This is a genomic window from Streptomyces sp. NPDC059443 (assembly GCF_042750105.1).
Lineage (GTDB): Bacteria > Actinomycetota > Actinomycetes > Streptomycetales > Streptomycetaceae > Streptomyces.
The window spans coordinates 1-14,114 of record NZ_JBHYVM010000008.1 but is presented as its reverse complement, the minus strand read 5'-3'; the positions used below and the strand labels follow the sequence as shown (position 1 = coordinate 14,114).

The 14,114-nt window shown below is 71.9% G+C and carries 11 protein-coding genes and 1 pseudogene; 9 read left to right on the top strand and 3 right to left on the bottom strand.

Features of this window, described 5'->3' with window-relative positions; genetic code table 11:
* Positions 1 to 131 precede the first annotated feature (131 nt).
* Positions 132 to 1,049: a factor-independent urate hydroxylase gene (gene pucL / locus ACFXDJ_RS10015; RefSeq protein WP_384659001.1), complete on the bottom strand. Its 918-nt coding sequence runs from the start codon at positions 1,047 to 1,049 to the stop codon at positions 132 to 134.
* A gap of 256 nt (positions 1,050 to 1,305) precedes the next feature.
* Positions 1,306 to 2,667: an aspartate aminotransferase family protein gene (locus ACFXDJ_RS10010; protein WP_384658999.1), complete on the bottom strand. Its 1,362-nt coding sequence runs from the start codon at positions 2,665 to 2,667 to the stop codon at positions 1,306 to 1,308.
* Between the two features lie 297 nt (positions 2,668 to 2,964).
* Between ACFXDJ_RS10010 and ACFXDJ_RS10005 the strand changes: the two genes are divergently transcribed.
* The 7 genes from ACFXDJ_RS10005 to ACFXDJ_RS09975 all read left to right on the top strand — a co-directional run bounded on the left by ACFXDJ_RS10005 (position 2,965) and on the right by ACFXDJ_RS09975 (position 10,338).
* Positions 2,965 to 3,123 (top strand): hypothetical protein, encoded by a 159-nt coding sequence (locus ACFXDJ_RS10005; RefSeq protein WP_384658996.1) that lies wholly within the window; start codon positions 2,965 to 2,967, stop codon positions 3,121 to 3,123.
* Complete coding sequence (kdpF, locus tag ACFXDJ_RS10000) at positions 3,120 to 3,209, top strand: K(+)-transporting ATPase subunit F (RefSeq protein WP_243330869.1); 90 nt, start codon at positions 3,120 to 3,122, stop codon at positions 3,207 to 3,209. Before ACFXDJ_RS10005 ends, kdpF begins: the two co-directional genes overlap by 4 nt.
* Positions 3,210 to 3,215: 6 nt before the next feature.
* Complete coding sequence (gene kdpA, locus ACFXDJ_RS09995; protein ID WP_384848733.1) at positions 3,216 to 4,895, top strand: potassium-transporting ATPase subunit KdpA; 1,680 nt, start codon at positions 3,216 to 3,218, stop codon at positions 4,893 to 4,895.
* Positions 4,892 to 6,991, top strand: coding sequence for a potassium-transporting ATPase subunit KdpB (gene kdpB / locus ACFXDJ_RS09990; RefSeq protein ID WP_384658990.1), 2,100 nt, complete (start codon positions 4,892 to 4,894; stop codon positions 6,989 to 6,991). Before kdpA ends, kdpB begins: the two co-directional genes overlap by 4 nt.
* Before the next feature lie 22 nt (positions 6,992 to 7,013).
* Positions 7,014 to 7,649 carry a potassium-transporting ATPase subunit KdpC gene (gene kdpC / locus ACFXDJ_RS09985; protein ID WP_384848730.1) on the top strand — a complete coding sequence of 212 codons (636 nt, stop codon included), beginning with the start codon at positions 7,014 to 7,016 and terminating at the stop codon, positions 7,647 to 7,649.
* 165 nt (positions 7,650 to 7,814) lie between these two features.
* On the top strand, positions 7,815 to 9,056 hold the full coding sequence (locus ACFXDJ_RS09980) for an MFS transporter (RefSeq protein ID WP_384848726.1): 1,242 nt from the start codon (positions 7,815 to 7,817) through the stop codon (positions 9,054 to 9,056).
* 238 nt (positions 9,057 to 9,294) lie between these two features.
* Positions 9,295 to 10,338 (top strand): PucR family transcriptional regulator, encoded by a 1,044-nt coding sequence (locus ACFXDJ_RS09975; protein WP_384658982.1) that lies wholly within the window; start codon positions 9,295 to 9,297, stop codon positions 10,336 to 10,338.
* Between the two features lie 33 nt (positions 10,339 to 10,371).
* On the opposite strand, the gene ACFXDJ_RS09970 is transcribed toward ACFXDJ_RS09975, so the two are convergent.
* A complete protein-coding gene (locus tag ACFXDJ_RS09970; protein WP_384658980.1) occupies positions 10,372 to 11,937 on the bottom strand; it encodes a hypothetical protein in 1,566 nt (521 codons plus the stop codon).
* A 122-nt stretch (positions 11,938 to 12,059) separates the two neighbouring features.
* Between ACFXDJ_RS09970 and ACFXDJ_RS09965 the strand changes: the two genes are divergently transcribed.
* Together ACFXDJ_RS09965 and ACFXDJ_RS09960 are read left to right on the top strand one after the other, a co-directional pair.
* Positions 12,060 to 13,295 (top strand): 3-oxoacyl-[acyl-carrier-protein] synthase III C-terminal domain-containing protein, encoded by a 1,236-nt coding sequence (locus ACFXDJ_RS09965; protein WP_384658978.1) that lies wholly within the window; start codon positions 12,060 to 12,062, stop codon positions 13,293 to 13,295.
* Between the two features lie 37 nt (positions 13,296 to 13,332).
* Positions 13,333 to 14,114: pseudogene (locus ACFXDJ_RS09960) on the top strand (hypothetical protein); the annotation flags it as partial.

Here is a 14,114-nt window from a genome sequence, read left to right as displayed (position 1 = left end):
GCGCGGGCGGCCGCGGGGGGGTCTCCCCGCGCGTGGGGGGGCGCGGGGGGGCGCGGGGGGCCCCCCCCCCGGGCGGGCCCCCCCCCCCGGGGGGGGGGGGGGCGCCCCACCCGGTCGGTACAGGTGGGGCGTTACGCCACGATCCAGTCGCTCGTCGCGATGACCGGCTGCACGCCGTCGCGGTGGATGGTGCCCTCGATCAGACCGTACGGGCGGTCCGCCGCGAAGTAGACCTCGTTGTCGTTCTTGAGGCCGAAGGGCTCCAGGTCGACGAGGAAGTGGTGCTTGTTGGGGAGGTTGAGGCGGACCTCGTTGACCTTGGGGCAGCTGTCGAGCACGCGCTCGGCCATCGCGTTCAGGGTCTGCTGGAGCGAGTACGAGTAGGTCTCCGCGAACGCTTCGAGCATGTTCTTGCGGACCTTCTTGTACGACTGGTCCCAGTCGTACTCCGGGTCGTCGGCGGCCAGCGCCGAGTGCGCCCAGCGCGCGGTGACCTTGGTCGCCAGGATGCGGTCGTACGCTTCCTTCAGGGTCGTGTACTTGTCCTTGATGTAGCCGTGGAACTCGGAGTTGGTCGAGTTCATCACGGTCAGGTCCTTCAGACCCGAGATGACCTGGAGACCGGTCGTCTCGCTGTACGTGACCTGCGTGGTGCGCACCTCGCTGCCCTTGAGGGAGAACGAGTGCTGCTCCTTGCGCGTCGGGACCGGGATCCGCTCCCAGGCGAACTCCTCGATCCGGATCTGCGCCTCGCGGATCGGCTCCTGCGAGGAGACGAAGTGCTTGGCGAGCAGGATGCCGAAGGCCTCGGGGGAGGAGACGCCGTGCTCCTTGCCGAAGGCGTACACCGTGTTCTTGGTGGTGTCGGTCGGCAGGCAGTTGGCGTTGTCACCGGTCAGGTGGACGTCGCGGAACTCGCCGCGCAGCGCGACCGAGACGTTCAGGTCGCGGATCTCGTGCCAGGAACCGTCGCTGCCCTTGCGGGTGACCTTGACGATGCGGTTCTCGGCCTTGCCGTACTGGTTCTGGGCGAGGACGTGCTTGCTCATGCGCTGTCTTCCTTCGGTACTCGGGAACACGGAGTCCGGTTGTCTGGATCCCGTACGCCCGGCGTCCGGCGGACGCGCAGCCCGCCCCCCGCCGTTCGGCCACGTACCCGGAAGGACGTGCGACCGCCCCGGGACTGACGTGCATCCCGGTCCGTAGGTGCCTGTTGATTCCAGCACGTTCACATGCTGTTCGTAAGGGAGCGAATCCTCCGAGAACAGGCACCCACGGCTTGGGCAACCACACGATCTGCGCAGGTCAGACCGTGTGCGCGTCGGCGACCAGCAGGGCTTCGTCGATGATCCGCAGCCCCTTCGCCACGTCCTCGGCCGACACGTTGCACGGCGGCGCGACGTGGATGCGGTTCCCCGCGAGCAGGGGCCACAGGCCGGCCTTCTTCAGGGCCGCCCCGAACTCCGCCATCGGCGCGTTGTCGGCGCCCGAGGCGTTGTACGGGACCAGGGGCTCGCGCGTCTCCTTGTTCCGTACGAGCTCCAGGGCCCAGAAGGTGCCCATCCCCCGGACCTCCCCGACGGACGGGTGCTTCGCGGCGATGGCGGCGAGCCCCGGGCCCAGCAGCTCCGCGCCGGTGCGGGCGGACTGCTCGACGATGCCCTCCTCCTCCATGACGTTCACCGTGGCCACGGCCGCCGCGCAGGCCAGCACGTGCCCGGAGTACGTCAGCCCGCCCGGGTAGGGGCGGCGGGCGAAGGTCTCGGCGATGGCGGCGGAGATGGCCACGCCGCCGAGGGGGACGTAGCCGCTGGTGATGCCCTTGGCGAAGCAGATCAGGTCGGGGGTGACGTCCCAGTGCTCGGAGGCGAACCACTTACCGGTCCGGCCGAAGCCGACCATGATCTCGTCGAGGATGAAGACGATGCCGAAGCGGTCGCAGAGCTCGCGGACGCCCGCCAGGTAGCCGTCGGGGTGCACGAGCACGCCGGGGGCGCCGCCGACGGTCTCCAGGATGATCGCGGCGATGGACTGCGGGCCCTCGAAGACGATGGTGTCCTCAAGGTGGCGCAGGGCGCGCGCGCACTCCTCGGCCTCGTTCGCCGAGTAGAAGGGCGAGCGGTAGGCGAACGGTCCCCAGAAGTGCACGACCCCGGCGGTCGCGGTGTCGTTGCCGAAGCGGCGCGCGTCGCCCGTGAGGTTGATCGCGGTGGAGGTGGCGCCGTGGTACGAGCGGTACGCGGAGAGGATCTTGGGGCGGCCGGTGTGCAGCCGGGCCATGCGGACGGCGTTCTCGACGGCCTCGGCACCCGCGTTGGTGAAGAAGATCTTGTCGAGGTCGCCGGGGGTGCGCTCGGCGATCAGCCGGGCGGCCTCGGAGCGCACGTCCACGGCGAAGCCGGGCGCGACGGTGCAGAGCTTGGCCGCCTGCTCAGCGATGGCGGCGGCGACCTTCGGGTGCTGGTAGCCGATGTTCGTGTAGACGAGCGCGCTGGAGAAGTCGAGATAGCGGTTGCCGTCGTAGTCCCAGAAGTACGAGCCCTCGGCGCCGGCGACGGCGAGCGGGTCGATGAGTTCCTGGGCCGACCAGGAGTGGAAGACGTGCTTGCGGTCGTCGGCTTTCACCGCGGCTTTGGCGGCGGCGAGGGCGTCGGCTTCTGCGTTCATATTCCGAGGGTAGTTGTCCAAGATGTGGGATGGGGCGGGGACGGGGCTGGAGCGGGGCCGGGACGGCCGAAGCATGGCGTGAATCCCGCATGCCGGAAATTGATTTCCGCTCTACGGAAACCAAACCCCCAGGCGACTCTTCATAACGCCACATATCGGGCGAACCGGTAATTACGCACCTACCCTGAGCGAACGGCGCACATCCACCGCGTTAGGGACCCGTAAAAGCCGCACCGTCGGACGTATGGGCCCCGTCAAGGGAGTCTGTGAGGCCCAAAAAAGGCGTTCCACTCAGAGGTGTCCTACAGAGGTGGCTCACAGCAGTGTCCTAAAAGCGCCGCCGCCCGTCCTCAAAATCCCCGGGAGCTCACGATGGCCGATCTGGCCTTCGTCGTCACCACGATCGCGGTCTTCGCACTGGTGGTACTCGTCGCCAAGGGGGTGGCCAAGCTGTGAACGCCGAAAACGTCATCGGCCTGCTGGTCGCCGTCGCGCTGCTGGGCTACCTGGTCGTCGCCCTTGTGTTCCCGGAGAGGTTCTGAACCCCGATGAGTCCCGTTCTTGCCGGGGTGCTCCAGCTGCTCGCGCTCACCGCGGCCCTGGCCCTCGCCTACCGCCCGCTGGGCGACTACATGGCCCGCGTCTACTCCTCGAAGAAGCACTACGCCCCCGAGAAGTGGATCTACAAGGCCGTCGGCGCCAATCCCACCACCGAGATGCGCTGGCCCGCGTACCTGCGCGGCGTCCTCGCCTTCTCAGCGGTGAGCGTCCTCTTCCTCTACCTCCTCCAGCGGCTCCAGGGCCACCTGCCCGGCTCGCTCGGCTTCGCCTCCATCACGCCGGACCAGGCCTTCAACACGGCCGTCTCCTTCGTGTCGAACACGAACTGGCAGTCGTACGCCGGTGAGCAGGCCATGGGCCCGCTCGTCCAGACCGGCGGCCTCGCGGTCCAGAACTTCGTCTCGGCCGCGGTCGGCATGGCGGTGGCGGTGGCCCTCGTACGGGGCTTCGCACGCTCCCGTACCGGCGAGCTCGGCAACTTCTGGTCGGACCTGGTGCGCGGCACCGTCCGCATCCTGCTGCCGCTGTCGGCGATCGCCGCGGTCGTGCTGGTGGCCTGCGGGGTCATCCAGAACTTCGCCGGGATCCACGAGGTGGGTCAGTTTTTGAATGGGCACAGCTTGGGCGGTAACCAGCAGTGGAACGGCGGCGCGGCCGCCTCCCAGGACGCCATCAAGCAGCTGGGCACCAACGGGGGCGGCTACTTCAACGCCAACGCCGCCCACCCCTTCGAGAACCCGACCCCCTTCTCGAACCTCTTCCAGATCTTCCTGATGCTCCTCATCCCGTTCTCCCTGACCCGCGCCTTCGGCCGCATGGTCGGCTCGGTCCGCCAGGGCTACGCGATCCTCGCCACGATGGTCACCATCTGGATCGGGTTCACGGCCCTGATGATGTGGACGGAATTCAGCCACCACGGTCCGGCGCTCCAGGCCGCGGGCGGCGCGATGGAGGGCAAGGAGACCCGCTTCGGCATCGGCGCGTCCGCGATCTTCTCGGTCGCCACGACGCTGACCTCGACCGGCACGGTCAACTCCTTCCACTCCTCCTACACGGGACTGGGCGGCGGCATCCAGCTGCTGGGCATGCAGCTCGGCGAGATCGCCCCCGGCGGCGTCGGCTCCGGCCTCTACGGCATGCTCATCATGGCGATCATCGCGGTGTTCATCGCGGGCCTGATGGTCGGCCGCACCCCCGAGTACCTGGGCAAGAAGATCGGCACCCGCGAGATCAAGTTCGCGGCCTGCTACATCCTGATCACCCCGGCGCTGGTCCTCGGCTTCACGGCCCTCGCGATGGCCCTGCCCACCCCCGTCACCTCCATGTCCAACGGCGGCGCGCACGGCTTCTCCGAGGTCCTCTACGCCTACACCTCGGCCGGCAACAACAACGGCTCGGCGTTCGCCGGCCTGAACGCCAACACCCAGTGGTTCAACACGACCACCGGGCTGGCGATGCTGCTGGGCCGCTTCCTGCCCATGGTGTTCGTCCTCGCCCTGGCCGGCTCGCTCGCCGAACAGCAGCCGGTCCCGGCGACCGCGGGCACCCTGCGCACCGAGAAGCCGCTGTTCACCTTCCTTCTCGCCGGCACGATCATCATCGTCACCGGCCTCACCTACTTCCCGGCGCTGGCGCTGGGCCCGCTCGCCGAAGGGCTCGCATCATGAGCACCATCACCCCCACCCGCGCCCCGCACGGGGACCTGCCCAGCGGTCACAAGCCCGAGAAGGCCCGGATCGGCGGCGGCATCTTCGACCCGAAGCAGCTGCTGAAGTCCTTCCCGGACGCCGTGCGCAAGCTGGACCCCCGCGTGATGGTCAAGTCCCCGGTCATGTTCGTGGTGTTGATCGGTTCCGTACTGACCACCGTGCTGGCCGTATCCGACCCGGGCAACCTCTTCGGCTGGGCGATCACGGCCTGGCTGTGGCTGACCACGATCTTCGCGAACCTCGCGGAGGCGGTGGCCGAGGGCCGCGGCAAGGCCCAGGCCGACACCCTGCGCAAGGCCAAGACCGACACCGTCGCGCGCCGCCTGAACGGCGCCGTCGAGGAGACCGTCCCCGGCACGGAGCTCCGTATCGGCGACCTCGTGGTCTGCGAGGCCGGCGACATCATTCCGGGTGACGGCGACGTCGTCGAAGGCGTCGCCTCGGTCGACGAATCCGCGATCACCGGCGAATCGGCCCCCGTCATCCGCGAGTCCGGCGGCGACCGCTCCGCCGTCACCGGCGGCACCAAGGTCCTCTCCGACCGCATCGTCATCAAGATCACGACGAAGCCCGGCGAGACCTTCATCGACCGCATGATCGCCCTCGTCGAAGGCGCGGCCCGCCAGAAGACCCCCAACGAGATCGCCCTCAACATCCTGCTGGCCTCTCTGACCATCGTCTTCCTGCTGGCCGTGGTCACCCTCCAGCCGTTCGCGATGTACGCGCACGCCAAGCAGTCGATGATCGTCCTCACCGCCCTGCTGGTCTGCCTGATCCCGACCACCATCGGCGCCCTGCTCTCCGCGATCGGCATCGCCGGCATGGACCGGCTGGTCCAGCGCAACGTCCTGGCCATGAGCGGCCGCGCGGTGGAAGCCGCCGGCGACGTCTCCACCCTCCTCCTCGACAAGACCGGCACCATCACCCTCGGCAACCGCCAGGCCTCCGAGTTCGTGCCGGTGAGCGGCGCCATCGCCGCCGAACTGGCCGATGCCGCGCAGCTGTCCTCGCTGGCCGACGAGACCCCCGAGGGCCGCTCGATCGTGGTCCTCGCGAAGGAGAAGTACGGCCTGCGCGAACGCCACCAGGGCGAGCTCGCCCACGCCACCTGGATCGAGTTCACCGCCCAGACCCGGATGTCGGGCGTGGACGTGGACGGGCGCAAGGTCCGCAAGGGCGCCGCCAACTCGATCATCGCGTGGGTGGGCGAGCAGGGCGGTACGGTCGCCCCCGACGCGGGCACGAAGGTGGACGAGATCTCGGGCGCGGGCGGTACGCCGCTGCTCGTGGCGGTGGAGGACGAGAAGGGCGCCCGGGTCCTGGGTGTCATCCACCTCAAGGACGTGGTCAAGGAGGGCATGCGCGAACGCTTCGACGAGCTGCGCCGCATGGGCATCAAGACCGTGATGATCACCGGCGACAACCCGCTCACCGCCAAGGCCATCGCGGAAGAAGCGGGCGTGGACGACTTCCTCGCCGAAGCCACCCCCGAGGACAAGATGGCCCTCATCAAGCGGGAGCAGGCCGGCGGCAAGCTCGTCGCGATGACCGGCGACGGTACGAACGACGCCCCGGCGCTGGCCCAGGCCGACGTGGGCGTGGCCATGAACACCGGCACCTCGGCCGCCAAGGAAGCCGGGAACATGGTGGACCTGGACTCCAACCCCACCAAGCTCATCGAAATCGTGGAGATCGGCAAGCAACTGCTGATCACCCGAGGCGCCCTGACGACCTTCTCGATCGCCAACGACGTCGCGAAGTACTTCGCGATCATCCCGGCCATGTTCGCCGTGGTCTACCCCGGCCTCGACAAGCTCAACATCATGGGCCTGCACTCCCCGAACTCCGCGATCCTCTCCGCCGTCATCTTCAACGCACTGGTCATCATCGCCCTCGTGCCCCTCGCCCTGAAGGGCGTCCAGTACCGGCCCACCAGCGCCGACAAGATGCTCCGCCGCAACCTGGGAATCTACGGACTCGGCGGCCTCATCGCCCCGTTCATCGGCATCAAGCTCATCGACATGATCATCTCCCTCATCCCCGGCATCGCCTGATTAGGAACGTGCTGATCCCGCCATGAACAACTCCGCATCGAACACCCTCCGCCTCCTCGGCGCGGGCCTGCGCGCCCTCCTCGTCCTGACCGTGCTGTGCGGGGTCCTCTACCCCCTCGCCATCACGGGCATCGCCCAGGCCGCCTTCAACCACAAGGCCAACGGCTCCGAGATCAAGGACGCGACCGGCAAGGTCGTCGGCTCCTCCCTCATCGGCCAGTCCTACGAGGACGACCTCCGCTGGTTCCAGAGCCGCCCCGCGGCAGGCCTCGCCAAGAACACCCTCAACACCCAGTACGACCTGCTCGTCTCCGGAGCCACCAACAAGGCGGCGGACAGCCCGGATCTGCTGAAGGCGGTGGAGGAGACCAAGGCCAAGGTCCTGCTCGACAACACCGTCCCCGGCTACACCCCGCGCCTCTCCGACATCCCCGCCGACGCCGTCACCTCCTCCGGCTCCGGCCTCGACCCGAACATCTCCCCCGCCTACGCGGACCTCCAGATCCACCGCGTCGCGGAGAAGAACGGACTCCCGGTCGCGACGGTCGCCAAGCTCGTCGCCGACCACACCGAGGGCCGCACGCTCGGCTTCATGGGAGAGCCCCGGGTGAACGTGCTGGAGCTGAACGTAGCGCTGCGGGCCATCACCCAGAAGTAGCCAACTCCCGCGTCCCGCCGGGAGGTCGGATGCTCTACTGAGGCCCATGGGGAGCTCTTACACGGACTGTCGCGGGTGCGAATTCTGGTCGGGCGAATTCTGGTCGGGCGGCCTCCGGGCGGGCGGCCTCCGGGCGGAGGTGGTGCGCTGACCGGGCGGCCGGACATGCCCGGACCCGCGTCTCTGCCCACGCCCGGACGCCTCCCCGCGCTGCTGCGGGCCAACCCCGACTTCCGGCGGCTGCTCTGCGCCTCGGCGTTCAGCATGACCGGCGACTGGTTCACCCTGGTCGCGCTGAGCGGGTTCGTGTACCGGCAGACCGGCTCGGCCGCGCTGACCGCGGTCCTGTTCGCGGTCAACTCCCTTCCCGGGGTGGTCCTGATCCCGCTCATCGGTCCGCTGACCGACGGCTTCGACCGGCGGCGGCTGCGGATCGCGTGCGATCTCGGCGCGGTGGTGCCGGTCTTCGGGCTGCTGGTCGCCCTGCGGCTGGGGTCGGTGCCGCTCGCGCTCGGCGCTCTGGCCGTGCTGTCGGCGTTCGCCGCGGTGTCCAAGCCGGTCCCCGAGACCGTGCTGCCCAACCTGGTGGCCGAGCGGGACCTGCCGGCGGCCCAGGCCGCGCTCGGGAGCGTGTACTCCGGCGGGCTGCTGGTGGGTGCCGGGCTCGGCGGGCTGGTCGCCGCGGTGGGCGGCGCCTCCGTCACGCTGCTCGTCGACGCGGGCTCGTTCGCCGTGTCCGCCCTCCTCGTCTGGCGGATCCGCAGCCCCTTCGCAACGGCCGCCCCCCACCACCGGATGCGGGTCCGCGCCGATACCGCGGAGCTGGGGCGGTTCGTCCGGGCCACGCCCGCCGTGGCCGCGTACCTGTGGCTGACCGCCGGACTGCGACTGTCCTACGGCATGGTCGGGCTGCTGCCCGTCTACGCCCTGGCCCGCTTCCACGTCGGGGAGTCGGGGGTCGGCGCGCTGTACCTGGCCCAGGGCGTCGGAGCCGTCCTCGGCCCCTTCGTCGGCCGCCGGCTCGCCGGTGGTTCGCAGCACCGGCGGTTCTACGTGACCTCGGGCGGCCTGGCCGTCTTCGGGGCCGGCTACCTGGCGCTGGCCCAGGCGGATCACCTGGTCCTGGGCATGGCCGCCGCCGCGGTGGGCCACGTAGGGGTGGGCGCGTGCGGGATCCTTTCGCTCAACGGCCTCCAAGTGGCCAGCCCCGACCACATCCGGGGGCGGATCATGGTCCTGGCCTTCGGACTCGCCATGGGTCTCCAGGGCGTCTCCGCCCTGGCCATCGGCCCGCTGGCCGCCGCCTTCGGCATGGCGACGGCCACCCGCGTGTTCGGGGTCCTCGCCGTCGTCTGGGCCACGGTCTGGATGATGCGCCTGGAGAGCTCCCTCCGCAGCGGGGCCTGAGACCACCCCATTGCCTCGCACGCGTACGGAATTCCTCCCCGCCCCTCTCCGCAAACCGCCCCCGACCAGCGAGAATGGGTGACTTGAGCGACGCGCGGGAGCTGGTGTGACGGAAGGTCGGGAGATATCCCGGATACCTCGTATGCCTCGGATGCCCAGAACCTCCGGGGTCTCCGGGGCCCATGGGGCTGCCGGGGCCACGGGGACTGTCGGGGCTGCCAAGGTGCCGGCTGCCAAGGTGCCCGAAAAGTACCTGGACGGCTACGTCCGGATCCTCGGGAACGTGGCGGAGACCGGCCGCCGCCCCGGCCGCGACGAGCTCGACGCCCGGCGCACGGAGGGCGAGCGGGCCGCGGAGGCCGGGTACGGGCTGCGCACGCTGATCGGCGCGCACCTGGCCGCGACCCGGCACGCGCTGGCCGGCCGGATCGCCGCGAACCACGTCCTGGCGGCGGTGGAACAGGCCGTCGACGCCTTCGCCGAAGGCTACGAGCGGGCCCAGCGGCTCGCGGTCCGGCAGGAGGAGGCGGCCCGCCGGGAGTTCATCGACGACCTGCTCCTCGGGCGCAGCGACCTAGGCCGGCTGAGCGCGCGCGCCGACCGTTTCGGCCTGCACCTGGCGCGGGCGCACTCGGTGGCGGTGGCGCGCGGACCCGAGTCGTACGAGGACACGGGCGCGGCGATCCGGCAGGTGGAACTGGCGCTGGCGGGGCGGTTCGGCAACCGTACGTTTCTGCTCGCCACCAAGGACGGCCAGCTGATCTGCGTGGCGCCGGGCGACCAGGACGAGGTCCTCACGCACTTCGCGAAGCACGCGTACGCCGCCGCGGCCGAACGGGGCCTCGTCGCGATCGGCCGCCCCCATCCCGGGGCGGGCGGGGTCGTGACCTCGTACGAGGAGGCCCGGGGCGCCCTCGACATCGCCGACCGGCTCCGGCTCGACGGCCCGGTCCTGCGCGCCGCCGACCTGCTGGTCTTCCCGGTGCTGGCGCGGGACCGGGCGGCCATGGCCGACCTGGTGGGGAGCGTCCTCGGTCCCCTCCAGGCGGGCCGCGGCGGAGCCGGTCCGCTGCTGGACACGCTGACCGCGTACTTCGACTCCGGCTGCGTGAGCGCGGCGGCGGCCCGGCGGCTGAACCTGAGCGTGCGCGCGCTGACGTACCGCCTGGAACGCATCCACCGGCTGACGGGAACGGACCCCGGCGACCCCGTGCAGCGGTACACCCTCCAGACGGCGGTGATCGGAGCCCGGCTGCTGGACTGGCCGGCGCGGGCGCTGTAGGGGGCGGGCGGGGCCGCACGGCCGCTACGGCCGTCACAGCCGTTCGGCCAGCGCCCTGGCCATCGCGACGGTCGGGACCGCCTCCCTCGTCCGTCGGTACGGGGTCAGGTCCCGCAGGAGCCGTCCGAGTGCCTCGCGCACCGCGCGCGACCGCACGGCCGGGGCGGCCGTGAGGAACGCCCGCCAGTGTTCGCAGGCCCGGGTGAGGTGCCCGAGGCGCAGCAGCGTCTCCGCGAGCGCGGCGTGCGTGAGCGCGGTGGCCCGGTGCTGCCCGGCCGCGCGGCCGCGCAGGGACCGTTCCAGTGCTTCCACCGCGTCCGGGAACTCGCCGAGGGCGAGGTGGGTCCGGGCGCGGGCGAAGTCGAAGTCGGGGCGGGCGTAAGAGTCGAAGGGGCCGGCCGGTGCCTTCGCGGCGTGCCGCGCGTGCACCCGGTCGGCGGCGGCCAGATCGGCGGCGGCCGCCGCCCGCTCCCCCGCGTGGGCGTGCGCCGCGGCCCGCTGGACCAGCAGGAACGCCAGCGTCCCGGGCTCCCCGTCGGCGGGCGCGGCGTCCACGGCCATCCGGGCCAGGCGCACCGCGTACCCGGGCTGCCCCAGCCGTCCGGCGTGCGCGCTCATCGCGCGGAGCGTGATGGCGTACAGCCGGCGGTCCCCGGCCTGCCGGGCCAGCCCGAGTGCGATGGCGTGGTACTCCTGCGCGAGCCCGTGGTACCCGGCGTCGACGGTCATGTCGCCGAGGAGGTGCGTGAGCTGCGCGTACCCCCGGAGCACATCGTCCTCCACCACCGCGGCCGCCCGTCCTACGGAGATCCGCGCCCGTGCGAGCACCCCGCCCGGCCCGGCTCCGCGGGCTGCCCCCGGGGGTCCCGGCCGGGGGCGGCGCGCGGCGAAGGCCCCCGCGTCCTGCGCCAGCCAGGCGGCCAGGGCGGCGCGGGTGTGGGTACCGCCATGGGCGAGGTAGAGCCCCGAGAAGCTCCCGGCCAGGGCCCGCAACTGCTCCGCGTGCGCCGCGAGATGCCGCCGCGCGGCAAGCTCCGCCATGCCGGGGCCGGTGCCGGTGCCGGGGCCGGGGCCGGGGCCGGGGCCCTCCGGAGCCGCCGGGCCGCCCGCTTCGGCCTGGTCCGCCTCCCAGGCCTCGATCGGGACCGGCTGGTAAGGGCTGCGGAACAGGGGCGGCCGGGTGTGCGGGTCGGCGTCCGCCCGGGTCTGCAGGGTGAGGCGGCGCAGCCCCTCCGCCGTCGGCCCCGCGCCGGAGCCCGGACCGGCGGCCGGACCGGAGCCGGGGCCGGTGTCGGGGCCGGTGTCGGTGGCGGAGTCGGGCCCGGGGCCAGGGCCGGGCTCCGGTCCGGGGTCGAAGCCCGCCTCCTCCACCGTCACGAAGCGCCCGCAGCGGTCCGTCAGCGCCGCCGCTATCAGCTCGGGCACCGGCCGCCGCGGCCTCGTACCCGACAGCCAGTGCGCCACGGCGGTCCGGTCGTACCGCAGGGCCAGCCCGTGCAGCGTCCCCAGCGCGTTGACCCCGCGCGCCAGCTCCGCGCCGTTCCATCCGGCCTCGGCCAGCAGCCCGGCCAGCCGCTCATTGGCCCGTCTCGGGGTCACGGCAGCCACCCTCCACACGAATTCAACGCTTTCACCACTGCGGCCCCCGCATTCCCTTCTCCTCCGCCGCCCCCTGGTGTTCGCTGGAGCCGTCCCCATCGGATTCCACGGACCGGAGAAGCATGTCTGCCACCGCCGCGCACGCGTACTCGTTCCCCTATCGGATTTCCGGAGTCGGAGCCCAGATCGGCGAGATAATCTCCGTCGAAGACTGGGCCGGACTCGCGCACATACCGCACCGCAAACGCGCCGGAAAGGAGGTGTCGGGCACCGATATCCAGCGCATTCTCGGGGTCACCTCCAAGAGCTGGGACCGCGAGCGGTTCGGCTCGCTCGACACCGCCGTCGACGTCGCCCGCCGGGCCCTGCGCTCCGCCCGCGCGGAGCCCGGCGACATCGACGCCGTCTTCGTCGCCACGTGCACCCCGTACGAGATCATGCTCGACCAGGACGCCTTCAACCTGCTGCGCCGCCTCCGCATCCCCGACAGCGTGCCGCCCTTCCAGCTCGGCGCCGGCTGCGGCGGGCTCTCCCGGGTCGCCGCCCACCTCGCCCGGACGCGGGCGAAGCGGGCGCTGGTGATCTCGTACAACGCCGCCAGTCCCATCGGGATGGACGACAACGGCATCATCGCCTCGTACCGCGGCGAGGACGGCGGTTCCGGCGGCGGCGAGCATCCCTTCGCGCACACCCTGTGGTGTTCCGGCGCACTGTTCTCCGATGCCGCCACCGCGCTCGTATTCGAGCGGGACGAATCCTTCGACGGCGTCGGCTTCTATTCGCGCGATTCCCTCGATTTCGGCGGCGAGCCCGGATTCAGCGATCCGCTCATCCATTACCCGGGCGGCGGCGCCGCCCACCCGCCGGGTTTCCCCGGTTCCACCGCGCTCTCCGCATTCGGGCTGAACGGCCCGGAGCTGGCCCGCTACTACTCGCGCGGAATGATGCTGAACCAGGAGACCATGGACGCGCACCGGCCCGGGTTCGTGGACGAGGTCCGGCGCATCTACACCCATCAGGCCGGGCCCGCCCTGGTGGAGGACTACCACCGGCTCGCCGGCCTGGACGCGCGCAAGGCCCCCGCGCACGCCCGTGAACTCGGCAATCTGGTCACCTCCGCGACCCCGGTGCTCTTCTACACCGATGTCGTGAACGGCCTGGTCGACGCGGAGGACACCGTCTGCTTCTCGGTCATCGGCGCGGGGCCCGAGCGCGGTGCCTTCCTCGCACGGGTCGCGATCCCGGGCGAGGTCACCGTCACCGCGCCCCTGCCGCCCGTCCCGGCCGCCGCCGAAGCCGTCCGGGCCGACGGCCCCGGCCGGGCCGGCCGGGCCGTGCGAACCACCGCCACCGCGTAGGAGCACGAGCCCCCACCTCCTCCGAAACGAGTCCGCCTTGCACATCGCCCTCGCCGGCGCCGCCGGCCCCACCGGCATCCGTCTCGCCGCCGAGCTGCTCGGCCGCGGCCACCACCTGACCCTGCTCACCGCCGCCGACGTACGGCAGAGCAGGCTCCTGCTGGCCCGTCAGCTCACGCTGATCGGGCTGTATCCCGAGTACGTCGACCTCCTCGCGGCCCGCCTCGACGCGCGCCGGGCCTCCGAGGTCCTGGCCGATGCCCTGGCCGGGGACCCGGCCGGGGCCACGGGCGGCTCCGGGCCGGCGGCGGCGCCCGGGTTCGACGCCGTCTGGTGCGTGGAGCAGCCCGCGGCCACCGTGGCCGCGCTGCTGCCCCTCGCCTCCCGGGGCGGGCGGCGGCGTACGGCATTCCACCTGGTCACCACCGGGGACGCGGGTCCGGCCGGGCGGACCGTGGCCGCCGCGGCCGTGCGGGAGGGGTTCCCGGCCGGGGTGCACTGCCTGGCTCCGACCGTGAGCGACCTGGCCGACCATCCGGAGCTGCCGCGGCCGGTGTTCACCCGGCTCGCGGTCGCCGAGGCCACCCGGCCGACCCCGCCGCCGCTGCTCGGCGCTCCGGACCCGCCCGGCTCCCCGGAGGCTCCGGCGGCCGTCAACCTGCTGCCGCTGCCGGCCGCGGCCGGCGCCCTGGCGGACGCCGCCGCGGATCCGGGCTGGTCGGGGCTGCGCCACATCGGCTGGGTGCACGCGCACCCCGTCGAGGCCTCGGCCCTCACCCGGGCGCTCGGCCCCGGGCTGGCCGTACGCGTACTGCGGCG